This window comes from Streptosporangium sp. LJ11 (assembly GCF_051918945.1).
In the GTDB taxonomy this organism is placed as follows: Bacteria; Actinomycetota; Actinomycetes; order Streptosporangiales; family Streptosporangiaceae; genus Streptosporangium.
Genome location: NZ_JBPXMB010000016.1, coordinates 66,654 through 92,607 on the forward strand (window position 1 = coordinate 66,654; position 25,954 = coordinate 92,607).

General features: G+C 71.5%; 24 protein-coding genes. 15 read left to right on the plus strand and 9 right to left on the minus strand.

The features are described from left to right. Positions 1-665: 665 nt before the first annotated feature. The 4 genes from ACTOQ3_RS23575 to ACTOQ3_RS23590 all read left to right on the plus strand — a co-directional run bounded on the left by ACTOQ3_RS23575 (position 666) and on the right by ACTOQ3_RS23590 (position 3,067). A complete protein-coding gene (locus tag ACTOQ3_RS23575) occupies positions 666-1,001 on the plus strand; it encodes a hypothetical protein (RefSeq protein WP_440085508.1) in 336 nt (111 codons plus the stop codon). Between the two features lie 639 nt (positions 1,002-1,640). Then, positions 1,641-1,937 (plus strand): hypothetical protein, encoded by a 297-nt coding sequence (locus ACTOQ3_RS23580; protein WP_440085509.1) that lies wholly within the window; start codon positions 1,641-1,643, stop codon positions 1,935-1,937. Between the two features lie 60 nt (positions 1,938-1,997). Further along, positions 1,998-2,627, plus strand: coding sequence for a TetR/AcrR family transcriptional regulator (locus ACTOQ3_RS23585; RefSeq protein WP_362685409.1), 630 nt, complete (start codon positions 1,998-2,000; stop codon positions 2,625-2,627). Between the two features lie 209 nt (positions 2,628-2,836). Next, positions 2,837-3,067, plus strand: a complete 231-nt coding sequence (locus tag ACTOQ3_RS23590; RefSeq protein WP_440068504.1) for a DUF3107 domain-containing protein — start codon at positions 2,837-2,839, stop codon at positions 3,065-3,067. Positions 3,068-3,528: 461 nt separating this feature from the next. Here ACTOQ3_RS23590 and ACTOQ3_RS23595 read toward each other — a convergent pair whose 3' ends face one another. Next, positions 3,529-4,179, minus strand: a complete 651-nt coding sequence (locus ACTOQ3_RS23595; protein WP_440085510.1) for a ferritin-like fold-containing protein — start codon at positions 4,177-4,179, stop codon at positions 3,529-3,531. Positions 4,180-4,548: 369 nt separating this feature from the next. Here ACTOQ3_RS23595 and ACTOQ3_RS23600 point away from each other — a divergent pair, with 369 nt between their 5' ends. The 3 genes from ACTOQ3_RS23600 (at position 4,549) to ACTOQ3_RS23610 (ending at position 8,484) form a co-directional block, all read left to right on the plus strand. Next, entirely contained in the window at positions 4,549-6,507 is a 1,959-nt protein-coding gene (locus ACTOQ3_RS23600; RefSeq protein ID WP_440085511.1) for a DEAD/DEAH box helicase, read from the plus strand. 112 nt (positions 6,508-6,619) lie between these two features. Further along, a complete protein-coding gene (locus tag ACTOQ3_RS23605) occupies positions 6,620-7,492 on the plus strand; it encodes an alpha/beta fold hydrolase (RefSeq protein WP_440085512.1) in 873 nt (290 codons plus the stop codon). Between the two features lie 56 nt (positions 7,493-7,548). After that, positions 7,549-8,484: an oxygenase MpaB family protein gene (locus ACTOQ3_RS23610; protein WP_440085513.1), complete on the plus strand. Its 936-nt coding sequence runs from the start codon at positions 7,549-7,551 to the stop codon at positions 8,482-8,484. A 60-nt stretch (positions 8,485-8,544) separates the two neighbouring features. On the opposite strand, the gene ACTOQ3_RS23615 is transcribed toward ACTOQ3_RS23610, so the two are convergent. The 3 genes from ACTOQ3_RS23615 to ACTOQ3_RS23625 form a co-directional block, all read right to left on the minus strand. Next, entirely contained in the window at positions 8,545-9,453 is a 909-nt protein-coding gene (locus tag ACTOQ3_RS23615; RefSeq protein ID WP_440085514.1) for a RecB family exonuclease, read from the minus strand. Continuing rightward, on the minus strand, positions 9,454-10,176 hold the full coding sequence (locus ACTOQ3_RS23620) for an MBL fold metallo-hydrolase (protein WP_440085515.1): 723 nt from the start codon (positions 10,174-10,176) through the stop codon (positions 9,454-9,456). It abuts the gene before it with no gap. A gap of 126 nt (positions 10,177-10,302) precedes the next feature. Then, positions 10,303-11,001 carry a DUF6758 family protein gene (locus ACTOQ3_RS23625; RefSeq protein ID WP_440085516.1) on the minus strand — a complete coding sequence of 233 codons (699 nt, stop codon included), beginning with the start codon at positions 10,999-11,001 and terminating at the stop codon, positions 10,303-10,305. 17 nt (positions 11,002-11,018) lie between these two features. On the opposite strand from ACTOQ3_RS23625, the gene ACTOQ3_RS23630 reads away from it, so the two are divergent. Next, entirely contained in the window at positions 11,019-11,417 is a 399-nt protein-coding gene (locus tag ACTOQ3_RS23630) for an NUDIX hydrolase (RefSeq protein ID WP_440085517.1), read from the plus strand. 55 nt (positions 11,418-11,472) lie between these two features. Here ACTOQ3_RS23630 and ACTOQ3_RS23635 read toward each other — a convergent pair whose 3' ends face one another. Beyond that, positions 11,473-14,562 carry a hypothetical protein gene (locus tag ACTOQ3_RS23635; RefSeq protein WP_440085518.1) on the minus strand — a complete coding sequence of 1,030 codons (3,090 nt, stop codon included), beginning with the start codon at positions 14,560-14,562 and terminating at the stop codon, positions 11,473-11,475. 745 nt (positions 14,563-15,307) lie between these two features. On the opposite strand from ACTOQ3_RS23635, the gene ACTOQ3_RS23640 reads away from it, so the two are divergent. Together ACTOQ3_RS23640 and ACTOQ3_RS23645 are read left to right on the plus strand one after the other, a co-directional pair. After that, a complete protein-coding gene (locus ACTOQ3_RS23640) occupies positions 15,308-15,931 on the plus strand; it encodes a hypothetical protein (protein WP_440085519.1) in 624 nt (207 codons plus the stop codon). Beyond that, entirely contained in the window at positions 15,931-16,497 is a 567-nt protein-coding gene (locus ACTOQ3_RS23645) for a DUF6529 family protein (RefSeq protein WP_362685373.1), read from the plus strand. Before ACTOQ3_RS23640 ends, ACTOQ3_RS23645 begins: the two co-directional genes overlap by 1 nt. Here ACTOQ3_RS23645 and ACTOQ3_RS23650 read toward each other — a convergent pair. Beyond that, complete coding sequence (locus ACTOQ3_RS23650) at positions 16,487-17,428, minus strand: HpcH/HpaI aldolase/citrate lyase family protein (RefSeq protein WP_440085520.1); 942 nt, start codon at positions 17,426-17,428, stop codon at positions 16,487-16,489. The genes ACTOQ3_RS23645 and ACTOQ3_RS23650 overlap by 11 nt on opposite strands. Before the next feature lie 162 nt (positions 17,429-17,590). On the opposite strand from ACTOQ3_RS23650, the gene ACTOQ3_RS23655 reads away from it, so the two are divergent. Together ACTOQ3_RS23655 and ACTOQ3_RS23660 are read left to right on the plus strand one after the other, a co-directional pair. Then, positions 17,591-18,166: a biotin transporter BioY gene (locus ACTOQ3_RS23655; protein ID WP_440085521.1), complete on the plus strand. Its 576-nt coding sequence runs from the start codon at positions 17,591-17,593 to the stop codon at positions 18,164-18,166. Positions 18,167-18,225: 59 nt separating this feature from the next. Then, the gene (locus ACTOQ3_RS23660; protein ID WP_440085522.1) at positions 18,226-18,588 is read left to right on the plus strand and encodes a hypothetical protein; all 363 of its coding nucleotides are present in this window, start codon (positions 18,226-18,228) and stop codon (positions 18,586-18,588) included. 88 nt (positions 18,589-18,676) lie between these two features. On the opposite strand, the gene ACTOQ3_RS23665 is transcribed toward ACTOQ3_RS23660, so the two are convergent. Next, entirely contained in the window at positions 18,677-19,627 is a 951-nt protein-coding gene (locus ACTOQ3_RS23665; RefSeq protein WP_440085523.1) for an EamA family transporter, read from the minus strand. Between the two features lie 139 nt (positions 19,628-19,766). On the opposite strand from ACTOQ3_RS23665, the gene ACTOQ3_RS23670 reads away from it, so the two are divergent. Continuing rightward, entirely contained in the window at positions 19,767-21,011 is a 1,245-nt protein-coding gene (locus ACTOQ3_RS23670) for a magnesium transporter MgtE N-terminal domain-containing protein (RefSeq protein ID WP_440085524.1), read from the plus strand. After that, complete coding sequence (locus ACTOQ3_RS23675; RefSeq protein ID WP_440085525.1) at positions 21,004-21,483, plus strand: DUF1003 domain-containing protein; 480 nt, start codon at positions 21,004-21,006, stop codon at positions 21,481-21,483. Before ACTOQ3_RS23670 ends, ACTOQ3_RS23675 begins: the two co-directional genes overlap by 8 nt. 155 nt (positions 21,484-21,638) lie before the next feature. Here the strand turns inward: ACTOQ3_RS23675 and ACTOQ3_RS23680 are convergent, their stop codons facing one another. Beyond that, the gene (locus ACTOQ3_RS23680) at positions 21,639-23,558 is read right to left on the minus strand and encodes a Xaa-Pro dipeptidyl-peptidase (RefSeq protein ID WP_440085526.1); all 1,920 of its coding nucleotides are present in this window, start codon (positions 23,556-23,558) and stop codon (positions 21,639-21,641) included. Between the two features lie 375 nt (positions 23,559-23,933). Continuing rightward, complete coding sequence (locus ACTOQ3_RS23685; RefSeq protein WP_440085527.1) at positions 23,934-24,419, minus strand: MarR family winged helix-turn-helix transcriptional regulator; 486 nt, start codon at positions 24,417-24,419, stop codon at positions 23,934-23,936. Between the two features lie 266 nt (positions 24,420-24,685). Here ACTOQ3_RS23685 and ACTOQ3_RS23690 point away from each other — a divergent pair, with 266 nt between their 5' ends. After that, positions 24,686-25,828, plus strand: coding sequence for an Mrp/NBP35 family ATP-binding protein (locus ACTOQ3_RS23690; protein ID WP_440085528.1), 1,143 nt, complete (start codon positions 24,686-24,688; stop codon positions 25,826-25,828). Positions 25,829-25,954: the final 126 nt, after the last annotated feature.

Here is a 25,954-nt window from a genome sequence, read left to right on the forward strand (position 1 = left end):
CCGTATCCGCCACGGCCGGACTTCCCACCCGGAAACATCGGTCGAACGGCGACAGGGAGAACCTGAGGAGAGATCCCCGGGAACCTGACCCTCATCTACAGTGCGAGTTCTTCATTTCACGAAGTCACAAGCGAGGCCCCGCGGTTTTCGAGCCGCGGGGCTTTCGTGCGTTATGTCCCATTTGTGGCGCACCTCCCGTTCCCCGCCACCTCGGGACTCCCGTCTCCACCACCTCGAAGCCGAAGCACACCGGCCGATCGCCCGCGGCAGGGGCCGGCCCCCTCCACGCCCCTTCCCCGAGTCCCTGTACCACGCCTGCGGAGCCGAGGCCCCGCGGCGGCACCGAGCGGCACGCGAGAGGACAGGCGCGAGCGGCACCGGACCGCCTCCCGGCGGTACCCGGACCCATTCTTCTCCGCCCCGAAGAACAAATCCGACATTAAATACATTTCACTTTAAAGCGATCAATAAGTATCCAACGTCGACGATAAATAGCTAAGAGTAGGGTAAAAGCCTTCGATCTCTGTTTGTCAGCAGACATACGAGGAAACTATGACAACCAGGGATGGCTCATCATCGGTCATCTCTAGCCATCTCTGGCAATTTCCGACTCATGCAGGAAATGCCAAAAATTGGTAAATCGATCCTTTCAAGGGGGAAACGCAATGCCCGAGTTCAAGAGTGTGCTCGCAGGGCTCGCGATCAGCACGGCGCTGGCCGGCGGGGTCGTCGCCATGGGCGCGGCGACCACCGTCACGAGCGCCAACGCGATGACCACCGCGGTCACCGCCGGCACCTTCACCACCTGGGGCGGCGGCGGCTGCTGCGGCCGCCGCCACAGCCACTACCGTCGTCACCACCACCGCTTCAGGCTGACTCTCGACCAGGACAACTGCAACCGCAACCGCCTGGAGAACAGGACCCGTTCCGACCGCCTGGTGCCCCTGGAGACGGACAACAGGCCTCCTGGCCCTCCCGGACCGCCTGTGGCCGCGTCCTGATCCACGCTTGACACGGGATCGGAATACGACGCCGGAAACGGCTGGAACCGTGTTTCAGAGCGGCTCCGGAACCGTGACGGAGAGGTAGAAGTCCCGTATCCACCAGGATCGCGTTCCTCCACGGAGAAATGCCGATCCGAACGGTGAGCGCGGAAGGCCGGGGAGAGATTTCCCGGGATTCCGGCTCTCGATACAGTGCGAGTTATCATTTCTCACGAATTGCAGGCGGGGGCTCCGCGGTTTTCCGACCGCGGGCCCCCGCCCTGTCATATCCGGGACACCCGACGCCCGGCGCGGGAGTCCCCGCCGGCGTTCTCCCGCCGCCCTCTCGGACCCCCATCTCCCCGGAACCACTCCTCCCCCTCCCGCCTCTGGCGGCGCGGCACACCTCCCGGCCTCCCGGCACGGTTCTCCCGGCCGGACACCTCGCCATCGGCATCGCACACAGGTTCGAAACGCGTCCGCGTGGATGCGAAACGCCGTCAACGCGGCAGGTGCCACCATGGGCAATCCGATGCCGCGTCTTTCTCGGCGCGCGACATCCGAGGTCGTACGCTGGGCGATGTCCGACGTTTGCAGGAGCCGGGTGAGGAGAGGGAACATGCCGAAGCCCGGATGACGACAGGGGATGTCAGACATATGAACGCGCGCGGCGACACATCGCACGGGAAAGCGGTCGACGACCTTCCCGAGGAGCTCTCCGTCGAGACGCCCGAGGCCGACGCCGCCGAGCAGCACCGGCCGGTGCGCGAGAACGGCTCCGGCGCGCCCGTCGATCTCCCGGTCGAGGTGGACCCCGCCGACGCCGCCGAGCAGAGCCGCACGGTGCGCGAGGGGGAGCCGGAGTGGCCCGACTCCATCCCCCTGGAGGCCGATCCCGCGGACACCTTCGAGCAGCGGCGCACCGTCGAGCTCGACGAGGACGATTATCGCTGACCCGGGTTACCCACGCGTAGGATGGCCACAGACGCCAGGAGCTTGACACGAGGAGACCACGTGACCGCTACCCCGGACGCCAAGCCCCGGGGCACCCGGCTGCCCCGGACGGCCCGCCGCCGCCAGTTGCTCAGCGCGGCGCAGGAGGTGTTCGTGGAGAACGGCTACCACGCGGCCGCGATGGACGAGATCGCCGAGCGGGCAGGGGTCAGCAAGCCGGTCCTCTACCAGCACTTCCCCGGCAAGCAGGAGCTCTACCTGGCCCTGCTCGACCTCCACGTGGACGACATGATCACCCGCTGTCGCGACGCCCTCGCCTCCACCACGGACAACAAGCAGCGCGTCCAGGCCGCGATCGGTGCCTTCTTCGACTTCGTCTCCAGCCAGGGTGAGGCGTTCCGGCTGGTGTTCGAGTCGGATCTCCGTAACGTCGCCCCGGTCCGCCAGCGCATGGAGCGCAACCTCCGCGAGAGCGCCGAGATGATCAGCCAGGTCATCCAGGAGGACACCGGCTGCTCCAGCGACGAGGCGCGCCTGCTCGGCGTCGGGCTCGTCGGCATGGCCGAGGTCAGCGCCCGTTACTGGATCAGCAGCAACGGCTCCATCCCCAAGGACGCGGCCACCCAGCTCATCGCCCGCCTGTCGTGGCGCGGCATCTCCGGCTTCCCCCGCACCGTCGCCGACCACTGAGAGACCCCGGCACCACCCGCGATCCCGGCGCCGGCCCGGGCCGGTTTCCCCCGCTCCCTCGCCGGACGTCGAGGAACCCTCCGATGTCCCGGCCCCCGACCGGCTGTTCGCCTATCGCGATCATCTGTTCGCTCGGCGCGATCAACCGGCGCGTCGGCCTCCCCGTGGGGCGACCATGGGACGAGCAACCCTCATCGAAAGGGAGCACGATGGAAATCAAGATCGGCGTACGTTCCGTACACCGTGAACTCGTAGTGGAGACCGACCTCACGGCCGAGCAGCTCGAGAGCGAGATCAGCGCCGCCCTCGCGTCCAGCAGCGGTGTCTTCACCATCACCGACGTCAACGGCCGGAAGATCATCGTCCCGGTCGCCTCGCTCGGCTTCATCGAGATCGGCGAGGAGGAGGCGCGCCCCGTCGGCTTCGGCGGCACGCTCTGACGGATTCCGGGCTCGCGCCAGGTCGCCCTACGCGGCATGGCGCGGTCCGCGGATCCGGCGCGAGCGTGGCCCTCAGCCGCCCGAGCACTCGTCCCGCTCGCCGAGCCCGCAGCAGCGCGGGCGTCTGACACGGCGGAGATGCTCCCGCCCCCGGCTGATGGCCGGACAGCCCGCGCCTCCCCTGCGCAGCACGGGACGCGAAGTCCAGCGGTTCGGCCCACATCTCGTCAAGGAACTGCCATAGCGGCGCGAGGCCCTCATGTCCCGCACGCTACCGGATTCGTCCGCGGTGCTCCGGCGTTCACGCCAAAGGTGAAGCGGGCTCCCCCACGTAGCGGGGCGGAAAGCGCTGATTCGTCACCACGGCGGACCGGCACCCGGAAGGTCGCCCGCGCCCGGTCCCGCCGGGCGGGAACGGCGGTCACGACGTCCGGAAGGCCGGTGGAGACCCGGACGCCGCGCTACGGGCCCGGGGTCAGCCCCAGGGCGGTCATCCGCTGGCCGTGCTTCTCGGTCAGCCGGGCGAACATCCGGCTGATGTCCTCCCCCGCCGCCTCCACCAGCAGGGCCGCGAGCTCGGGCCTGGCGGCGGCCACGTGCTGTCCCTGGCTCAGCGCCTCCCCCACCATGCGCCTGGCCCACAGCGCCAGCCGCCCGGCCTGTTTGGGATCCTCCTGGAGCGCCGCGCGGACCCTCTCGACGGCGAACTGCGACCGCCCCTCGTCCGCGAGGACCTCATCGACGAGGTTCCGCGTCTCGTCGTCCACGCCGATGGCCGCCTCGCGGTAGAAGTCGAGCGCGATCCCCGTGCCGACATACGCCTTGACCAGAGCCTCCAGCCAGTCTCCGGGGAAGGTCAGGGCGTGCCAGTCGTCCAGCGGCCCGGTGAACGGCGCCATCGCCTTCTCGGGATCCACCCCGAGGGAGGCGAGCCGGTCGCGGAGCAACTCGAAGTGCGCGTACTCGGCCGCCGCGAGACCGCCGAGCGCCGCCTGGTCGGTCAGAGAGGGGGCGTACCGGGTGGCGTCCTCGGCGAGTCTGAGGAAGGCGGTCAGCTCGGCGTAGGCGAGGACACCGAGCAGGTCGGAGACACCGGGAGGGGAATCGGTCATGGAGGCAGCCTACGAGCTGAGCGACCTCGCGATTCACCGGGAATACGAAGAAATCGGTTCTCCGTTGTGGTATCGAGTACACTGCTCTGTGAAAGTGCGACCGCACCGTGTTAATCCGGGATATCCACTCTCGGACGCCCCCAAAAGTCGGCGTGACGCCGCAGCGGTCGCTGATGACATGAGAGGGCTGGACCTTCCGCGAGGACCCGGCACGGGGAACACGTTTTCTGCCCGTGGTCCCGGCAGGCCTGCCTTCAACGGAGATTTAGGCAGGCCAAGCTGACGACGTTCCGAGACCTCGGAGTCACCCCAGAGATCGCCGATGCCCTTGAGACCGAGGGCATCATCGCGCCGTTCCCGATCCAGGAAATGGCACTCCCCCTGGCCCTCAACGGCCAGGACATCATCGGCCAGGCGCGTACCGGCACCGGCAAGACCTACGCCTTCGGCGTGGCGATGCTGCAGCGTGTCGGCAAGCCGAGGAAGAACCGCAAGAAGCCCCGCGGGCTGGTCGTCGTACCGACCCGCGAGCTCGCCGTCCAGGTCACCGAGGACCTCGTGACGGCGGCCGGCAAGCTCGGCTCGCGGATCCTCACCGTGTACGGCGGACGCGCCTACGAACCCCAGATCGAGGCGCTCAAGCAGGGCGTCGACGTCATCGTCGGCACCCCGGGCCGCCTGCTCGACCTGGTCAAGCAGAAGCACCTCGACCTCAGCCAGATCGGGACGCTCGTCCTCGACGAGGCCGACCGGATGCTCGACCTGGGCTTCCTGCCCGACATCGAGCGCATCATCAAGCTCATCCCCGCGGAGCGGCAGACGATGCTGTTCTCCGCGACCCTGCCGGGCGAGATCGTCGCCCTGTCCAGGCGTTACCTCACCCGCCCCACCCACGTGCGGGCCGAGAACAACGACATCGAGGCCGAGGCGACCCCGCAGACGACGCAGTTCGTCTGGCGCACGCACCGGATGGACAAGATCGAGATCGTCGGCCGGCTGCTGCAGTGCGAGGGCCGCGGACTCACGATGATCTTCTGTGAGACCAAGCGCGCCTGCGACATGGTCGTCGAGCAGCTCAAGGAGCGCGGCTTCGCCGCCGCGGCCGTGCACGGCGACCTCGGCCAGGGCCAGCGCGAGCAGGCCCTGCGGGCCTTCCGCAACGGCAAGATCGACGTGCTGGTCGCGACCGACGTCGCGGCGCGCGGCATCGACGTCGACGACGTCACCCACGTCGTCAACTACGACTGCCCGCAGGACGAGAAGGCGTACGTCCACCGGATCGGCCGCACCGGCCGGGCCGGCAAGACGGGCGTCGCGGTGACCTTCGTCGAGTGGGAGGACCTCACTCGCTGGAAGGTCATCAACAACGCGCTCTCGCTCGCCTTCCCCGAGCCGGTCGAGACCTACTCGACCTCCCCGCACGTCTTCAGCGACCTGGGCATCCCCGAGGGCACCAAGGGCGTGCTGCCGCGCGCCAACCGCTCCCGGGCGGGCCTGGCCGCCGAGGAGGTCGAGGATCTCGGTGAGACCGGCCGCATCCGCTCCCGCTCTCCCCGCAAGGGGCGTGAGGACGACTCCCGCAGGGGGCGCGAGGACGATCGCGAGGAGCGCCGCGAGCGCCCCGCGCGCACGTCCCGCGAGCGCCGTCGCACCCGCGGAGGCCGTACCGGCGAGGAGATCCCCGCGCCGGTCGTGGCCGAGGAGGTTCAGCCCCCTGTCGTCGAGATCGCCGAGGTGGAGACGGACATGGCAGCCCGCAGGGACATCCGTGACGAGCAGCCCGCCGAGACCGCGCCCCGCAGGGGCCGGGCTCGCAAGGCCGGGCTGAACCCCGAGGTGAGCCTCGTCGGCACGGCAGAGACCCCGGCGACCCCGGCGACCCCGGCGACCCCGGCGACCCCGGTGGCCGCGGTGGCCGCGGTTCACGCCGAGCCCGCGGCGGAGGAGCCGGTTCGCCGGCAGCGCCGCGGCAGGCGCGAGCAGCCGGCGGACGTCCCGGCGACCCCGGCGATCTCGGCGATCTCGGAGGCCCCTTCGGCTCCGTCGTGGACCGAGGAGCGGGTGGCGGAGTTCACGGATCGCGGAGAGGACGACGACACCATGGCAGAGCGCTGGGACGACGAACCCGTGGTGGAGGCCTCCAAGCCCCGGCCGCAGCCCGAGAAGATCATCCCCCCGAGCCCGTTCGCGGTGATCTTCAAGTCGCCGGACCTCGCGTCGGAGGACGACGAGATCGCCCCCTCGGCGGCCTCGGAACGCGTGCAGAGCCGTCGCCGCCCGCCGGTACGAGGCGGTCAGCAGCAGCGGGGAACGCGTCGCCCCAACTAGCAAGTGTCACCATGAGAAGGGGCGCGACCATGTCGGTGGCGCCCCTTTTCACGCTCCCGGCCCCTCCCGGACGCACGGAGCGATGTCACCAAGAGAGGTATCGTGGGGCCACGTGAGTACGCCGCGTTTTCTGACCCTGCCTCCTGGCGTCCGCTCTCGCCAGATCGAGACGGCGGTGGGCGCCTTCGCCGTACTGGAGGCCCTGCCCGTCAGCGGCATTCCCGAGCGGTGGCCCGCCCTGCTGGTTCCCGGCCTGACCGGCAGCAAGGAAGACTTCATCGCGGTCCTGCAGACGCTCGCGCAGTCGGGCCGTCAGGTCGTCGCGATCGACATGCGCGGCCAGTTCGAGACGAACGGCCCTGACGACAGGAGCGCCTACACCTGCGCCGCGCTCGGCAACGACGTCGACGTCCTGGCCCAGGTGATCGGCCACGGCGGCCCGATCCACCTGGTCGGCCACTCGTTCGGCGGCCTGGTCACCCGGGAGGCGGTCATCGACGGCCGCACCCGGTTCGTGTCCTACACGCTCATGAGCTCCGGGCCCGGCGCGATCGTCGGGCCCCGCGAGCGCGCGGGCCGCTTCATGATCTCGGAGTTGCCCGGCGTCGGCCTGGAACACCTGTGGCACACCCGGATGGAGCCGGAGGCCCTGGCCTCGGGGGTGTCCGACGAGATCATCGCCTTCCTGCGCAAGCGGCTGTTCGCCAACTCGCCCGTCGGCATGATCACGATGACCGAGGAGGTGCTCTCCGCGCAGGACCGGTGCGACGAGCTCACCCAGGTCGGGGTCGACACCCTGGTCCTGTACGGCGAGCACGACGACGGCTGGCCGCCGCGCGTGCAGTCGGAGATGGCCCGCCGCCTGGACGCCGACTGCGTGGTCGTGCCGGGCGCGGCCCACTCCCCCGCGGTGGAGGCCCCGGAGACCACCGCCGCCGCCCTCATCCGCTTCTGGAACGCCGCCGAGAGCCGTCTGAGGAGCTGACCGGCCGGGGACCCCGTTGGACGGGCCGCCGGCCACCGTGTAACCATGTGCCGACCATGGCCAGCATCAAGGACATCGAGGACATCAAGGACGTCGAGGACATCGTCGTCCAGCCTCCGCACACCGTGACGTGGCTGGTGCACATCGACCGCTCCATGTGGGTCGGCGGGGTCGGCGGCCTCATGCTCCAGGCCCTGCACCCGCTCGCGATGCGCGGGGTCTGGCAGAACTCCGACTTCCGGCGGGATCCGTTCGGGAGGCTCCGCCGTACGGCGGACTTCGTGGGCAGGGTCACCTTCGGCAGTCCCGCGGAGGCCGACGAGATCGGCCGCCGCGTCCGGGGGATCCACCGGCGGCTGCGCTTCGACGACCCCGACACCGGCCGGGTCCGCCGGGTGGACGACCCGGAGCTGCTGCTCTGGGTGCACTGCGCGGAGGTCTCCTCCTACCTGTCCGTGGCACGGCGGGCGGGCCTGGGGCTCGACGACCGCCAGGCCGACCGCTACCTGGCCGAGCAGCGCCGCAGCGCCACCTATGTCGGCCTGCACGCCGAGGACGTGCCCGGCTCCGTGGCGGAGCTGGACGACTACCTCGCCTCGACACGCCCGCTGCTGAGGGTCACCCCCGAGGCCGTGTCCACGGTCCGCTTCCTGATGTGGCCGCGCCTGCCCGCCGGGCTGCGCGCCCTCACCCCCGGCAAACCCGCCTACTTCCCCTTCGGGGCGCTCTGCTACTACGCGCTGCCCGGCTGGGCCAGGCGGATGTACGGCGTGCTGCCCGAGGTGCCGCCGGGCGCGGTGACCGCGGCGCTGAGGGCGTTCCGGCTGGCCATGGACACGCTTCCCGAACGCGTCCACGACCGGGCGTTCATGCCCGCCACCCGCGAGATGCTCGCCCGCTCGCGCGAGCGGCTCGGCGCGGCGGGCTACGACATGGCGGGAGGGCTCAGGGGACTGACCGACCCGCGCCGCTGGCCGTCCCGGCCCTCTTGACGGCACCGGCGGCACGCTCTCGCGAACGCGGCCCCGGCCCGGTCGGGCAGGTCTCGCGGCTCAGTCGGCGAGGGCGGCCCAGGGCTCGCGGTCGTCGCCCGCGGCCTGGCCCTCGGGGCAGTGGCGGCGGAAGTCGCACCACGAGCACAGCGGGCCCGTGCGGGGCGGGAAGACCGCGTCGATCTCGGGGGGCACCGTGGGCGGGGTGCGGTCGCCGTCGCCGCGCGCCCTGGGTGGGGCGGTCCCCCTGGGCCGGGTGGTGGCCGACCACTCCTTGTAGCGCTCGTCGGCCTCGGAGGCCTCGACGGCGATCTCCTCGGCGTGGCCCAGGTGGCGGGCCAGCGACTCGTCGGTGTGCTCCCACTCCACGATCGAGGCGGTCGGCAGGTGGTGCAGCTCGACCCGGTGGCAGGGGCGGCGCATCATCCGGGAGGAGGCGACGGCGTAGACCGCCAGCGCGAGCGAGGAGCGGGCGTCGTCGGTGCTCAGCGGGCGGCGGCCGGTCTTGTAGTCGACCACGACCAGCTCCTCGCCGCGCCGGTCGAGCCGGTCCACGCGGCCGGAGAGCGCCACGACGGAGGTGCGCGTGGCGACCGTGCGCTCGACGCCGACCGGCTCGGCGGACGGGTCGAGGCTCGCCACGTATCCGGAGACCATCTCCCCGGCCCGGTCGCGCCAGGTCCGCGACTGCTCGGCGTCGCGGAAACCCTCGTTGATCCATCCCCTGGTGAGCAGGCTCGCCGCGACCTCGGGCGTGCGCCGCTCGTACGGCTCGCGCCACCAGGCGGCCAGGGCGTTGTGCACGCTGGCGCCCACGCTGTTGTGCGCCCACGGCGGGCCCTTCTGCGGCGTGGGCCGGTCCATGTAGGTGAACCGGTAGCGGCGGGGGCAGTCGAGCCAGTTGTTCAGCCGCGACGGCGTGCAGGCGTAGAGCCGCCGCGGCATGCCCTCCAGGGGAAGCTGGTCCATTTAGAGCAGGTCGTTCCGGGGATTCAGCCGGATTCCCGCCGCGCGCGTGCCGTCGGTCAGCGGACCCTCCTCTTCCGGCGCCTCGGGGCCGCGGGTCAGCGAGCCGGAGAGCCAGGCGTCGAACTGGGGCTCCAGATCACCGATGGTCGTCTCCTCGCCGTGCGCGGGCAGCACCCGGGTGCGGTGCGGCAGGGTGAACAGCCGCCCGCCGATGGCGGTCAGCTGGTCGGCCAGCGCGGGATACTCACCGCCGATCCTGCCGGGGCCGTCGGCCTGGAGGGTCTTGCCGGTGAAGACCACGTCCAGGGCCTCGCAGTACAGCGACACACCGCCGTGGGAGATGCCCGGGGTGGACATGACCTCCAGCTGGACGCCGCCGACCTCGAACAGGCCCTCGTCCTCCATGTCGATGTCCGGCCAGGTGTCGGGCCAGGTCAGCCGCCACAGTGGCCGGTCCTTCGGGTGGAGGGCGACCACCGCCTCGTCTCTGGCCGCGACCTCGATGGCCGCGCCCACGTGGTCGGGCAGGCCGTGGGTGCAGATGATCGCCAGCACCTCACGCTCGCCGACCTTCTCCAGGATCCTCTCCGCGTCGCGCGCGGCGTCGATGACGATGACATCCTCGTCGTCACCCAGGATCCACGTGTTGTTCTCGACCTTGTGCTCGACGCCGTCGACATCGACGACGCCCTCGGTCACCACTCGCTCGATACGCGCTGTCACGCTTCCGAACTTTACTGCCTCCCCCCGCCCCCCGGTTCGGACGCGAGGGTCAAGGCTCCGGAGAGGGAACGGGCGGGGAGGGCGAGGGCGGCCCGGGCGGGAAGGCGGGCGCGCGGGTGGGCGGTGTCAGGGTGCCGGGACGTCCAGACGCGGGGAGAACGCCCCGAAGGGCAGGTCGAGGGTCTGGTCCTGGTCGCGAAGGTCGCGAAGGCACAGCTCGGCCAGGGTGATCAGGTAACCGGCCTCGGGGGGCCACACGACCGCCCAGAGCCAGTTTCCCAGCGCCTCACCCGCGTAGACGGCCCGGTCGGGGGCGGCGGTGACGCACCACAGGGCGGCCGGATGGCCCCTGACGGCGATCTTGGCGTGCGGCGGGCCCTTGTCGAACCCGGTTCCCGGATCGGTGCCCTCCAGCCCCGCGAACGCCGCGCCGAGCCCCACTCCGGGCTCCTCGGCGATGATCAGCAGGTCGGCGGGACCGTGGGTCAGCGAGGGACCGGAGAGCGCGACCACGGTGGCCCGCACGTCGCTGCGCTCGTCGCCCACCTCGCCGAACCCCGTGACCAGCCACCCCGCGGGCAGCGGCCAGGGAACCCAGACGGGTACGCGGGAACCTCGGGTGACGGCCTCCACCGCGGCGGAGGACGGAGGTCTGGGTGGCTGGAACGGCAGGACATCGCCGTGGGGACCGCATCTCCAGGAGCTTGACCAAGCACTCGGCGGACGAAGCGGGCCGAAACACCGTGGGCACGTAGGGGCGGCTTTCACGACTACCCACGCTGCTTCTTCGGCGGGCCATCCGTCAAGAGGCGCGGTCGTTATCACAACGTAATCTTTTCCATGTGCGCGTAAATTGTGTCGGAGCGATCATCCTTGACGGCTCGGGGCGGATGCTTCTGATCCGCCGTGGCCGGCCGCCCGGTGAGGGCCTGTGGTCCATCCCCGGCGGGCGGGTCGAACCCGGGGAGTCCGATCCCGAGGCGGTCGCCAGGGAGGTCCTCGAGGAGACCGGCCTGACGGTCGTCCCCGGGCCCCTGGCCGGGACCGTGGACCGCCCCGGCCCCGGCGGCGCCGTCTACGAGATCCGCGACTATCTCGCCGTCGTCTCCGGTGGCGCGCTCGCCGCCGGGGACGACGCCGCGGACGCCCGCTGGTTCGCCCCCGAGGAGCTTTGGCGCCTCCCCCTCACCCCGGGCCTGCTGGACGCGCTGGTCGAGTGGGCGGTCATCGCGCCCGGGTGAGCTCGCGGGGTCCGGTCACGGGACCGCCGCGAGCGTGGAGCACCGCGGTTCCCGGTCATCGCGACGAGGTGAGCGTGGAACGCCACAGGGTGAGGTGGTCCGCGCTGTAGGTGGTGGAGCGGCCCAGGGCCACGACCTGGCCGCCGGAGACCGCCACCGCGCCGAGCCACTGGGCGCCGTCGCCGTCCAGGCCGCCCTGGCTCGGGGTGTGGCGCTGCCACTTCAGCCCGTCCTCCGAGGTCCAGGCCGCGCTGTCTCCGGCCCCCGGCGCCCCGTGCCAGCCGACGGCCACCACGCCCTCCGGCGTCGCGGCGAGGTCCTGGACGGCGGACGCCCGGTCCGCGGGGAACCAGGAGAACTCCCAGCTCGCCCCGTTGTCGTCCGACACCGCGCCGAAGGCCTTCGTGCCGTCCTCGGTCCTGGCCGTGCCCGCCGCGACGACGTACCCGCCGTACAGGACCACATGCCGCAGGCCCGCGGACGTCGCCCCCGGGGGCAGGACCGGTTTGCGCGCGGTCCAGTTGACCCCGTCGGCCGACACCCAGACCACCCCGGTCTCGCGCTCGGCCGTGCCGGTGCCGCCGACCGCCACGTACCCGGACGAGGTCGCCGAGACGTCGTGCAGCCGCACCCCCGTACCGCCCGCGGGAAGCTTGACCGCCCTGGAGTAGCGCTTGAGGTCGGTGGAGAACCACAGGACGGGCACGGTGGCGGCGGGTCCGCGGTCCTCGCCCGCGATGACGTAGCCGGACGGCCCCGCCGCCACCGCGTGCGGGGCGAGGAAGTCGTGGTCGCCCGCCGGGGCGAGGGGACCCAGCACCGGCACCCTGCGCCAGCTCTGCCCGTCGGAGGAGGTGAGCAGCAGCGGTTCGGTGGAGGAGGCGTCGGTCATCGTGCTGCCCGCGGCCAGCCAGCCCCGCCTGCCGTGCGCGACGTCGGAGAGCGCCTGCCGCCTGGGGCCGCCGAGGAGCTGCGCCGGGCCGCCGGCCTTCCAGTCCTCGCCGCTCGCGCTGCTCCAGATCCCGGCGTCGCCGGAGACGGCGCCGACCGCGACGAACCTGCCGTCCCCCGCGGCCACCCTGGCCGTCTCGCGGGCGGCTCTGGCGAGGCCCTGGATCCCGCTCAGGGGCACCGGCCTCGGCTCGCCGCCCTTGGGCGCGGTGATGAGGACCACCCGGTTGTCCACGTCGGCGGCGCGCTCGTCGCCGCCGACGACGAGCGTGCCGGTGTCGGACAGCGCGAGTGCCCGCAGCGAGCCCGGCACCTCGCCGAGGTCGGTGGTCCTGTTCCAGTCGCGGCCGTCCTCGCTGGTGTGGACGGTGTAGCGCTCGAAGCCCGACTCGACGACCGCGGCCACCCCCGCCGAGGAGGAGGCGAGGCGCTTGACGCCCGTGCCCTCGGGCCCCAGGCCGGTGATGGTGCCGCAGGCCTTCCAGTCGGCGCCCTCGGGCGAGCAGTAGACGCGGACCTCGCCCTTGTCGCTGCGCTGCTGGGTCGGTACGAGCACGAACCCGCCGGCGGCCACGGCCAGCGCGCCCGGCTCCGGGACGACGTCGTTGAGCGCGGCGCCGGTCCGCTGCCAGTTCCTGCCCCCGTCGGCCGAGCGCAGGATGACCGAGGTGGACTGGCCCTGGGCCGGGTCCGCCAGCGCGACGACGGCGTCCCCCCTGGCGACGACCGCCTTGATGCCACGCACCTTGTCCGGCATGCCGATCTCCCGGGTCTCCACCCGGTCCCAGGCCCGCCCGTCCGGGGAGACCCAGGCGACGGCCCCGGTGGTGCCGTCGTCCAGTACGGCCGCGCCGACCGCGACGAACCCGGAGTCGGTCCTGGCCAGATCCATGATCTTGTCCCCGCGCGTGAAGGCGCCCAGCTCGCCGGGGTCGGCGGCGGTCCAGTCCTGTCCGTCGGAGCTGGTCCACAGGCCGTGCCCGGAGCCGAGGGGGTCGTTGCCCGCGGCCAGCCAGAGGCCGTCGCCGCCCGCCACCCGGCCCACCGTGGTCGGTCCCGGCTCGTATCCCTCCGGACCGGTCACCTTGCCCAGCCGCCAGGTCGTGCCGCCGTCGGGAGAGACCAGGAACAGCGGTCTGGGAACCGGGCTGGTGGTGTCGCTGCCGACCGCGACCATGACGGAGCCCACCGAGGCCACCGCGTTGAGCACCTGGTTGGATCCGTTGCCGCCGACACCGGCCTGCGGCACGAAGTTGTCGTCGCCCGAGCTCACCTCGTCGCCGACCAGCCGGAGACCGGTGGCGAACGGGCTGCTCACCCAGCCCCACAGGACCAGGCCACCGCCGACGGCGACGGTGAGGACCAGGACCATCAGGAACGGGATCACCAGACCCCGGCCGCGCCTGCGCCTGGTGGGGGTGGAACGGCGCACGGCGGAGGGCGCGCTGGCCGGACGGTGGTGCCGCCCGCCGTTCGGCCCCCGCCTGTCGGGCGGTCCCTGCGCGACGAGGAGGTCGGGCCTGGCGGGCCTGCCGCCGGGCGGGCGCCCCACCCGGCGTACGGGCTCGAAGTCGTCCTCGACCGGCACGGGGGACCGCTCGGGCCCGGCAGGCCGCTCGGGTCCGGGGCCGGGCGCCGATCCGCGATCCGGACCGGCGTCCGGCCTGGCCCGCGCTCCGGGTTTCGCCCTGGGCTCGGGGCCGGGTTCCGGGGCCGGCGCCGGTTCCGGCGTCGCCGCGATGCTCGGCTCGACCCTGATCCGCTCCTCGGGCACGGGTGGCGGCGGGGGCTCCGTCCGTTCGTCCCTCACCGGCTCCCGGGGGGGCGCCGAGGCGACCAGGAGATCGGGCCGCTCCGCCCTTCTCCTGCCCCTGCGCTCGGAGGCCGGCCCGGAGGCGACCAGGAGGTCCGGGCGGTCCACCAGGCGCGGCCGCCCCCGCTCGGGCGTGGCGTGGCGTCCCGGCCCCGCGGGCCTCTCCTCCTCGGGCGGAGGAGAGGCGGCGGCGGGGCCGGCGGGAGGCTCCTCCGGGGGCGGCGGTCCGGCGGGCCTGGAGGGAGGCTGGGGTGCGGGGCCGTAGGGGCGGGTGTACGGGCGGCGGCGCTCGCCGCCCAGTCCCTCGGGACGGGCCTGGGGCGGCTCGCTGTCGTCCGGAGTCGGTGCCGCGAACGGCGGGAGCATCCACGGGGAGGCCATGGGGCGCCCTCGCGCCCCGTCGTCGGAGGGACCCGGCGGGGAGTGCTGGATCGTCGGCGGGGACGTGTGGGACTCCTGGGACCTGCCTTCGTGTACAGCATCGTCGTGAACGCCGTCGTCGTCCGCCGGCCACTCTTGCGAGCGCGGGTCGTGAGGGCCCGAGGCCACGCTCAGCACCTCCTTGCAGGAAGCCCGTTCCAGCCCGGGGTCACCACCCCGGACCGTTCCAGTCGTCTCCGTAACAGCAGGCCGCAACCCCTACGGATGCGGCGAATCGCACGCGACCCTACTACTACCCCGTTCTCCGGAAACGATCACCTCCCACGGCCGGATACCCGGCCCCGCCCGTACACAGTCAAGAGCAACACGTCCGGGCCGCGATGACGAGACCTCTCTAGTCAGATTTATCAGCCCAGCGCCGGAATTGTCCGGCTTTATCCTTTAAATTTCAAAAACATCAGCCACTGGAAGATCCCCCTGAATCTCCCGTCGCGGGGCCCGGACGGCCCGCGAGCCCGGGAGCACCTCGGCGCCGGCAGCCCCGCTCCCACCCTCCCGGCGTCGCGGGGCATGACCTCTTCGGCCATAAGCTCTTCGAGAAGAATCCGGCTTCGTCCACCCGTGTGCGGATTAGTTCACAGACTCCCGGAACGACGGCGTGTACACCTGACTTCACAACCCACCACCCCAGGGAGCAGATATGACACGGCTGGGGCCCGTATACACACTGGCGGCAGGAGCGGTGATGGCCGTCGCCCTCGGCGTGGCCAGCGCCACCACCTCACCCGCCACACAGACCGTCAACGCGCAGGACGACGCACCCCCTCCGGTGGCCCAGGCCACCACGGTGGCGTCGCCGACACCGGAGCCGGAGGTCGTCAAGACGGCCAAGCCCACCCCCGTCAAGGCCGACTACGCCGGGCGGGTCACCGGCAACGGCGGGCTGATCGCCATCTCCATCAGGAACGGCAAGGCGGTCGGCTACTTCTGCGACGGCAAGATCGAGGCCTGGATGAAGGGCAAGGCCGCCGACGGCAAGGTCACCCTGTCCGGCCACGGCAAGGCCTCGCTCACCGCCCAGCTCGGCGGCGGCAAGGCCGCGGGGACCCTCGGCTTCGGCGGCAGGAAGTGGAGCTTCAAGGCTCCGACCGTGAAGAAGCCCTCCGGCCTCTACCGGGCGACCGCGCTCGTCCGCGGCGCGAACGTCCGCGCCGGATGGATCTACCTCGACGACGGCACCAGGGTCGGCCTCACCCTCGTGGGCGACAAGGTCGCCGACGTGCCGATCCCCGAGCCGGGCGAGAACGCCGTCGTGAACGGCGTGGAAGTCGATCCGCAGGACGTCGACGAGTTCATCGAGGGGTTCTGATGAGTGACACACAGATCACACCTGTCCAGCACCGGCAGCCGAACAACCTCGCGCCGCTCCTCGTCCCGCTCGTCGTCGGCGGGCTGGTCGCGGTCGGGCTGGGCGTCTACGGGCGGGTCCACGCGCCCACCGGGTACGCGATCGGCCTGGCCGGGTTCTCCGGGGCGCTGGCCATGAAGGCCTGGCTCACCACCGGCGCGTTCCTGCTGGCACTGGTCCAGCTCTTCTCGGCACTGGTCATGTGGGGCCGGATCAAGCTGGACGTGCCGTGGATCGGGACCCTGCACCGCTGGTCGGGGCGGGTGGCGTTCATCCTGACGATCCCGGTGGCGCTCCACTGCCTGTACGCGCTGGGCACCCAGTTCGACGTGCCGCGCGTGATGATCCACTCGCTGCTCGGCTGCTTCTTCTACGGCGTCTTCACCGCGAAGATGCTGTCGCTTCCCAAGCGGGGCCTGCCCGGCTGGACCCTCCCGGTCCTCGGCGGGCTGACCTTCGTCGCCCTGACCGGCCTCTGGCTGACCTCGTCGTTCTGGTTCTTCACCACCATCGGGGTCAAGCTGTAGGCGGGGTGAAGGCCGTGGTGCGCCGCAGACCTGCGGCCCTGCCCTTCGCCGCGACCACCAGCGCCATCTTCCTGGACGCCTCGTCGATCATCTCGTCGCCGAGCATGACCGCGCCGCGCCTCTCGACCGTCGTGTAGTACTCGTACGCGTCGAGGATCAGCTCGGCGTGGTCATAGTCCTCCTGCGGCGGCGAGAACACCTCGTTCGCGATCTCGATCTGGGAGGGGTGCAGCACCCACTTCCCGTCGAATCCGAGCGCCGCCGCCCGCCCCGCCACGCGGCGGAAGCCGTCCAGGTCCCTGATCGCCAGGTACGGGCCGTCGACGGCCTGCAGGTCGTGCGTCCTGGCGGCCATCAGGATCCGCATCAGGATGTAGTGGTAGGCGTCGCCCTCGGTGTAGCCGGGCGGCTGCTCCCCGACCACCAGGGTCCGCATGTTGATCGAGGCCATGAAATCGGCCGGGCCGAACACGAGCGTCTCCAGGCGCGGGGACGCGCCGCCGATGGCGTCCACGTTGACCAGGCCCCTGGCGTTCTCGATCTGGGCCTCGATGCCGATCCGGCCGACCGGGAGGCCGTTCGCCCTCTCGATCTGGGTGAGCAGCGTGTCGAGCCACATCACCTGGGCCGCGTCCTCCACCTTGGGCAGCATCAGGCAGTCGACGAACTCCCCCGCGCCCTCCACGACCTCGATGACGTCCCGGTAGGTCCACTGGGTGCCGAGGTCGTTGACCCGGACGACCCTCGTCCTGCCCGACCAGTCGCCCTCGCGCAGGGCGGCCACGATGTTCTTGCGCGCGCCCTCCTTGGCGAGCGGCGCGACGGAGTCCTCCAGGTCGAGGAAGACCTCGTCGGCGGGGAGCCCCTGTGCCTTCTCCAGGAATCTGGGGTTGCTGCCGGGCACCGCGAGGCACGATCGTCGGGAACGCATGGGGAACACGCTAACGCCCGTCGGTGGACGGACGACAGGCCGGACGGACGTTATGGCGTCCGCACAAAGACCCCGCCCCGTTCTTGGCGATGATCTCGTAGGACCCTTGCCGGAGATGTCAGAAGAATGGACATCAAGAATCTGCCAAAGGAGACACGCACCATGGCAAACGCTTCTTCGGTGGCCAGGCCCGCCGTACTGTCCGACCTCATCCCGGCCTCCCGCGTCCGCGACGTCGCGCTCGTGGTCGGTGGCGCCGCCCTGACGGGCCTGGCGGCGCAGCTCAGCTTCCCGCTGCCCGGCTCGCCGGTACCGGTCAGCGGCCAGACCTTCGCGGTCGTGCTGGTCGGCGCCGCCCTCGGCATGAACCGCGCGGTGCTGAGCATGGCGCTCTACATGCTGGCCGGGGTCGCGGGCGTGCCGTGGTTCGCCGACGGCGCCTCCGGCTTCGGCGGAGCGTCCTTCGGGTACGTCATCGGCTTCGTCGCCGCGGCGGCCGTCGTCGGCAAGCTCGCCGAGCGCGGCGGCGACCGCACCGTCCCGCGCACGATCGGCACGATGATCCTGGGCAACCTGGTCATCTACGCCTTCGGCCTGCCGGTCCTCGTCGCCGTCGCCCAGGTGGATCTCGCCACCGGCCTCGCCCTGGGCGTGGTGCCCTTCCTGCTGGGCGACGCCCTCAAGATCGTCGTCGCGGCGGGGCTCCTCCCCGCCGCCTGGAGGCTCTCGCGGCGCTGACCTCGCGGCGTGTACGGCCTGTACCGCCATTCGGGGGGCACAGGCCGTACATTCGTCTCATGGGCGTGATCGAGGAGGGCGCGAAGAAGTCGAGCGTCCTGTGGCTGTCGCTGGACCGGCCCCGGCTGGCCTGGCACACCTGGCACGACGGCGCGATCTACCTGGTCACCGGCGGGGGCGAGCAGCCGTTGCCGGGGCTGGCCGAGGCCGGGGAGGTGCGCGTGACGCTGCGCAGCAAGGACAACGGCGGGCACCTGGTGGCCTTCGAGGCCTCCGTGGAGGTGGTGGACCAGGCGAAGGCCTCCGACGCGGTCGCGGCGCTCGCCAAGGAGCGGCTCAACGCCCCCGACGGCACGAGGCTCCTGGAGCGCTGGGCGGCGGCCTCCAAGGTGATACGTCTCGTCCCGCGCGAATCCGCCTGACCGCCGCCGTCCGGGACGGCCCCGCCGGCCGCCGGTCCATCCGGCGACGCCCTTACCGGCTCATCCCGATATCCCGGCTCATCCCTTCTCACCCCACGGGAGCCGGTTCCCCGGCCTCTCGCACGGGTGCGGGCGCCGGCAGCGCGGCCGTGGCCCGCTGGGCCAGGTAGGCGCCGACCAGGACGATCACGCCGCCCGCGATCTGGAAGGGCCCGAGCGCCTCGCCCAGCAGGATCCAGGCGACCACCGCCCCGGCGATGACCTCCAGCGAGGCGACCGTGGAGCCGATGGCGGCCGACAGGCGGCGGATCGCGAGAACGCCGAGGACGTAGGCGGCGGCCGTGGCGACCACGATCAGCCAGACCAGCGCTCCGACGACCGGCAGCGTGTGGCCGCCCTCGGGGGTGGCGGTCCCGCTGAGCGCCTCCCAGGGGATGTTCCACGGCCGGGAGATCGGCAGGAGCGCCACGGCGGCGCCGAGCAGGCCCCAGGCGATCAGGCCGAGCGGGTCGACGTCGTCGCCGAAGCTGTCGCTGAGCAGGAAGTATCCGGCGCAGCCCGTCATCGCGGCGAAGGCGAGCAGCAGTCCCACCGGGTCGAGGGCGAGACCCGACCAGACCTCCACCACGATGCCGAGCCCGACCACGGCGACGACGGCACCGACGAAGGCCGCCCGCGGCAGCCGTACCCGCCGGACGAACCGCACCCAGAGCACCACCACCACCGGCGAGGTGTACTCGATCAGCAGGGTGACGCCGACCGGCAACCGGGTGATCGCCGCGAAGAACAGCGCCTGCACGCCGGCGACCGCGATCATCGCGTACGCCAGGAGGAACGGCAGCCGCGAGCGGGGGATGCGCAGCGCCGAGGGGCGGGCGATCGCGAGGATGCCGACGAGCAGCAGCCCGGCGCCCGCCATGCGGACCCAGACCGCCTCCAGCGGGGCCAGTCCCGCCGCGCCCAGGTATTTGGCCATGGGTCCCGAGAAGGCGAAGCACAGGGAGGACGCGAGCGCGATCAGCAGTCCTGCACGTCTCATGACCCACCGTTTCTGTAATTACCGTTAAGCACGTTTGATGCTGGCATGTCGGGATATCGGACAGCAAGCCGATTCCGGATTGTGAGCCGGGATGCGTGGCAGCGACCGGTCGGCCCGAGATGCGGCCTACGCTTCAGATGTGAGGATCTTCATCGCGCGTCTCGCCGGCACCCCGGTCTTCGACCCCGCCGGGGACCAGATCGGCCGGGTCCGCGACGTGGTGGTGGCCATCGCCGGCAGCGCGCCACCGCACGTGCACGGGCTGGTCGTCGAGGTGCAGCCCCGGCGCAGGGTCTTCCTGCCGATCACCCGGATACGGTCCGCCAAGGCCGGCGCCGTCGTCTTCAGCGGCCAGCTCAACATGCGCAGGTTCGAGCAGCGGGCGACCGAGACCCTGGCCATCGCCGAGCTGCTCGACCTCGGCGTGCAGGTCGACGGCGAGCGGATGACGGTCCTGGATCTGGCCATGGAGGAGACCAGGCGCTCCGAGTGGCTGATCACCAAGGTCGCGGTGGTCGGGAGTCCCCCCGGCATCGGACTGCGCCGGCGCGGCGCGACCAAGATCGTCGACTGGGGCGAGGTCCGCGGCTTCGGCGCCGTCCAGAAGGACCAGGGCGCGGCCAACCTGCTGGTCGCCTTCGAGTCGATGCGCGCCGCCGACCTGGCCGGGGCCCTGCACGAACTGCCCGACAAGCGGCGGGTCGAGGTGGCGGCGGCCCTCGACGACGTACGGCTCGCGGACGTGCTGGAGGAGCTTCCCGAACGGGACCAGATCGGCATCCTGAGCAGGCTCGCCCCCGAGCGGGCCGCGGACGTGCTGGAGGAGATGAACCCCGACGACGCGGCCGACCTGCTCCAGGACCTCCCCGCCGAGCAGGCCGAGGCGCTGATGGCGCTCATGGAGCCCGAGGAGGCCGCGCCGGTCAGGCGGCTGCTGATCTACCCCGAGAACACGGCGGGCGGGATCATGACGAGCGAGCCGGTGGTCCTGCCGCCGAACGCGACGGTCGCCGAGGCGCTGGCCAACATCCGCCAGCGCGAGCTCACCCCGGCGGTGGCCGCGCAGGTCTACGTGGCCCGCCCGCCCGTCGAGACGCCCACCGGCCGCTTCCTCGGCCTTGCCCACTTCCAGCGGCTGCTGCGCGAGCCGCCCTCGACCCTGCTCGGCGGCATCCTGGACACCTCCCTGGACCCGATCAGGCCGGGGTTCAGCCTGAACCAGGTGACCTCCTACCTGGCCAACTACAACCTCGTCGCGGCTCCCGTGGTGAACGAGGCGGGCCGCCTGGTCGGCGCCGTCACCGTGGACGACGTGCTCGACCACCTGCTGCCGGACGACTGGCGTGAGCGGGACGACCGGCCGAGGGAGGGCGAGAATGCCTGACCGCCTGGACCAGCCCAGGCAGCCCGGCCCGCGGTTGCGCCCCCACTACGACCCCGAGGCGTTCGGGCGGCTGTCGGAGCGGATCGCCCGCTTCCTCGGCACCGCCAGGTTCCTGGTCTACATGACGGGTTTCGTCGCCATCTGGGTCCTGTGGAACGTCTTCGCCCCACAGTCGCTGAAGTTCGACCCCTACCCGTTCATCTTCCTGACGCTGATCCTGTCGCTCCAGGCCTCGTACGCGGCGCCGCTGATCCTGCTCGCCCAGAACCGGCAGGACGACCGCGACCGGGTCCAGAACGAGCACGACCGCAGGGCGGCGGAGCGCAACCAGGCCGACCTGGACTACCTCACCCGGGAGATCGCCGCCCTGCGGATGGCGCTCGGCGAGGTGGCGACCCGCGACTACATCCGCTCGGAGCTGCAACGCCTGCAGGAGGACCTCCAGGAGCCCCAGGAGGCCGTGGAGTCGTGAGCCGGGGTTTGTCCCCGCCCGGCCCCCCGCCCGGCGGACGCGCGGGCTGAGCGCCGTACCCGGTGACACGGGACGGGGGGTGAACCGGGCGCCACGCCCGGCTCACCCCCCGCGGGCCTCCCGAGTATCAGAGGCTCCTGGAGATCACTCCTGGATCAGAAGAACCGGTTCTCCGGCTCCGGCAGGTCCAGCTGCCCCGGGCCGCTCCACCTGGTCGTGTCCTTCGGCACGTCGGTGCTCCGCAGGGTGCTGATCGCCAGCGGCAGGAGCACCCTGCTCCCGGCCAGGTCGACGGTGACGTTCGCGCCGGTGGCCGTCTCGTCGCTGTAGGTCGAGTCGGTGCCCGCGATCACGAGGGCCAGCCTGTGCCCCTTCTTGAAGACGTAGTCCTGCGGCAGCGTCTCCCAGCTCACCCTGCCGTAGGTGCCCGCGGGCAGCGGCGAGGGCGTGCTGAGCGAGTCGCGGTTCTGCACGTCGATCCAGCCCCGGGCGACGATCTCCAGCGGGCGGGTGGCCCGGTTGGTGACGACCTGCTTGTAGCAGGCGTCGTCGTCGGTCGTGCTCTCGCCGTGGCAGCTCTCCTCGGTGACCGTGGTGATGCCCTGGCCGCGCCGCCAGTCGATCCGGGTGTCCTCGCCGAAGTCGACGAGGAGTGCGGTCAGGTTCGAGGTGGGCTTGTCGAGCGCGACGCGCAGGTCCACCACGGGCGTGCCGGACAGGCGCAGGTCCAGCGGCAGCGCGCCGGTGGTGAAGGCCACCCTCCCCTGCTTGGCCGTGCCGACGTCGGCGACCATCGCCTCCTCGGACTGGCGGATGTCGGTGAACGTGGCGGTCTGACCGCTCTTCGCCGGTACGAGGCCGAACGAGCCGTCGGCCGCGGGACGGAAGGGGATCTTCAGGGCGAGCGGGGCGGGCCAGTCGTGCTGGGTGGTCCAGCGGTCGAGGCTGCTCTGCACGTCGGCGCGGGGCTCGCGCATGATGCCGTTGCGCACGCCGAGCAGCCAGTGGTCGAACCAGCGGTGCAGCGTGTCGACCCAGATGTCACGGCGCCCCTCGAAGTCGAAGGGGTCCACGTGCTGGTACTGCCCGACCCAGATCTTGCGGGGCACGTTCCGGTCGGCCAGGGCCTTCCACCACGTGGAGAAGTTGTCGGGCATGACGTTGAGGTCGTTGACCGTGTGCACGGCGAAGACGCTGGCACGCACCTTGGAGACGTCGGCCAGCGAGCCCGCGATGTAGTCGCGCTCGGCCCAGAAGCCGTTGTAGTTCCCGGTGTCGTCGCCGTCCTCGGCGTCCAGGCGCGCCCAGGTGGCCGCGCACTTGGCCGTGGGTTCGCTGTCGACGTAGTTGCCCAGCCACGACATGTAGTCGTAGTTGTAGATCACCCCGTTGGAGCGCTGGTACTTGTACCAGGAGCTGATCGCCGAGATCGGGACGATCGTCTCCAGTCCCTGCACCCCGGTCGCCGCCACGGCGTTGGCCAGCGTGCCGTCGTACGACTTGCCGATCATCGCGGCCTTGCCGGTGGTCCAGTCCGCGACCGCGGGCGTGCCGTCGGCGCGGTAGGCGGTGGCGCGGCCGTTCAGCCAGTCGATGACGGCCTTGCCGCCCAGCACGTCGGCCCGCCCTCCGACGTCGGGACAGCCCTCGGACCTGGTGGTCCCGATCATGTCGACGTTGAGGACGGCGTAACCACGCGGCACGAAGTAGTTGTCGTAGTACAGGGGGAATTTCGTGACGTTCCCGGCGGCGTCGTAGACCTTCCTCTCGGCCTCGTTCCCCCGGCCGGAGTTGTCGTAGTACGGGCTCTCGTCGATGATCACCGGCACCTTGAGCCCGGGACCGGACTCCTTCGGCCTGATGATGTCGACCCGGACCCGATCCGGCCTTCCGTCGGCGTCGCTGTCGACGCTCGACTCGACGTAGACGTGCTCGCGGACGGCGTCGGCGTACGAGAAGACCGGCTGGGTCCGTCCCCGCTCGACGGTGAGAGTGGGTTGGGCGGCCGCGTGGGCCGGGGTGACACCCGACGCGACCACGATGAGGGCGGTGAGGGCTGCTCGTAACGTTGGCATCGAGCCTCCGCACTAGTCGTGAATATCCGCAATCTCCACGAGTGTCCGTATAACCGGCAAGATCCTTTATGCGTTCGACATCACTCTGGGTCTGGCATGTGACATGGCGCCCGACGACCTTGTCCGGAGGAGGGTCAGGACGGCCGAGGCGGGTCGCGGCGGGACGGAAGACCGTCATGCCGCCCGGAAGAGCCCGCGGCCGCGTCTCGGGAACGCCTCGGTGACACTCCGCGCCGGAACGGCCCGGCCCGGCGCGACAGGCCGGCATGGACGGCATGGACGGCGCCGGACGGGACCCTGCCACCCGGGCAGGACCGGTGCCGGCACGGGGCCGTGCGACTCAGGACAGGCCGGTACCGGTGCCGGTCCCGCGGCTCAGTACGGGTCGGTGCCGGCCCGGGGGCCGGGGAAGAGCTTGGTCAGCATGGCCGCGCACCGCCGCAGCTCGTCGGCGTCGAGCATGTCCGGGAACTGGGCGCGGACCCCGCGCAGGTAGGTGGGGCCGGCCTCGGCCAGCCGCGCGGCGCCCGCGTCCGTCAGGACCGCGAACAGGCCGCGCGCGTCGCTCGTGCAGGTCTCACGCTCGACCAGGCCGTCGCGCTGGAGGCGGTCGATGAGCCGGGTCAGGCCACTGCGCGAGAGCAGCACCCGGTCGGCCAGGTCGTTCATCCTCAGCCGCCGCTCGGGTGCCTCGGACAGCTGCGACAGCACCTCGTACGAAGCCAGGGCCAGGTCGTGCTCGACCAGCAGGTCGGCCTCCAGGGCCCGGGTGATGCGAACCTGGGCCCGCTGGAGCATGCGCCAGACCACCAGCTCCGCCGAGCCGAGGCTCTCTCTTGACTCGCCCGCCGTGAGGGTCACGGAGTAACCTTAGAACGTTGCACGCGCATCTACACAGCGAATTGTCCGAATTCAGTGATCGTCGCCGGATTCGGAATTCCTTCCGGTGTCCCCGGGTTCATACCATGGACTCACGACGCCGACCGTTCCCCGATGGGATCGGCCTCCTGCCAAGCCATACGGGCGCCACGACGGGCAGGTCCTGCCCGTGAGACGCCTCATCGATAACAGACAAGGAGGGACGGCATCCCCCGTCGCCCCCGGGTGACGTGATTGCCGACACTTCGATGGCACCTACCCCGGAACTGGTGATGGCCGCCCTCGCGACCGTCAACGACCCTGAGATCCGTCGGCCGATCACCGAACTCGACATGGTCAAGAGCGTCGACATCTCCCCCGAGGGAGCCGTACGTGTCGCGATCTTCCTGACCGTGTCCGGCTGTCCCATGAAGGACACCATCACCCGGGACGTCACCGGCGCGGTCTCCAAGATCGACGGAGTGGCCGGTGTCTCCGTCGAGATGGACGTCATGAGCGCCGAGCAGCGCAAGACGCTGCAGACCAAGCTGCGCGGCAACAAGGGGCCCGAGAAGGAGATCCCCTTCGCCCAGCCCGGCTCGCTGACCCGCGTCTTCGCGGTCGCCTCCGGCAAGGGCGGCGTCGGCAAGTCGTCCGTCACCGTCAACCTCGCCGCCGCGATGGCCGCGAGCGGCCTGAAGGTCGGCGTCGTCGACGCCGACATCTACGGCCACAGCGTTCCCCGCATGCTCGGCATCTCCGAGCGCCCGACCAAGGTCGAGGACATGATCATGCCGCCGGTGGCGCATGACATCAAGGTCATCTCGGTCGGCATGTTCAAGCCCGAGGGCAACACCCCGGTCGTGTGGCGAGGCCCGATGCTCGACCGGGCCCTGCACCAGTTCCTGGCCGACGTCTACTGGGGCGACCTGGACGTGCTGCTGATGGACCTGCCCCCGGGGACCGGCGACATCGCGATCTCCGTGGCGCAGCGGATGCCGTCGGCGGAGCTCCTGGTGGTGACCACCCCGCAGCAGGCCGCCGCCGAGGTCGCCGAGCGCGCCGGATCGATCGCCGTCCAGACCCACCAGCAGATCGCCGGTGTCATCGAGAACATGTCGTGGCTGCCCTGCCCGCACTGCGACGAGCGGATCTCGGTCTTCGGCGAGGGCGGCGGCCAGACCGTGGCCGACGCGCTGACCCGCACCCTCGGCTCCCGCGTGCCGCTCCTGGGCCAGGTGCCCATCGACATGCGCCTGCGCGAGGGCGGCGACGAGGGCAAGCCGCTGGTGCTGACCGACCCGGACGCCCCCGCGGCCACCGAGCTGAGCCGCATCGCCGCCTCCCTGAGCAAGAAGTCGGGCAGCATCAAGGGCCTCCAGCTCGGCATCTCGCCCACCCGGCGCGGCTGAGCCCCGGCCGCTGTCGGCCACCGTCCCGCCGGACCGGCCACACGCCCCGGGGAAACGGACCGGCTCCACCCGGACCGGCCCGGCCGGTCCGGACTCTCCCCCGGCACGACGACGGCGGCGCCCCTT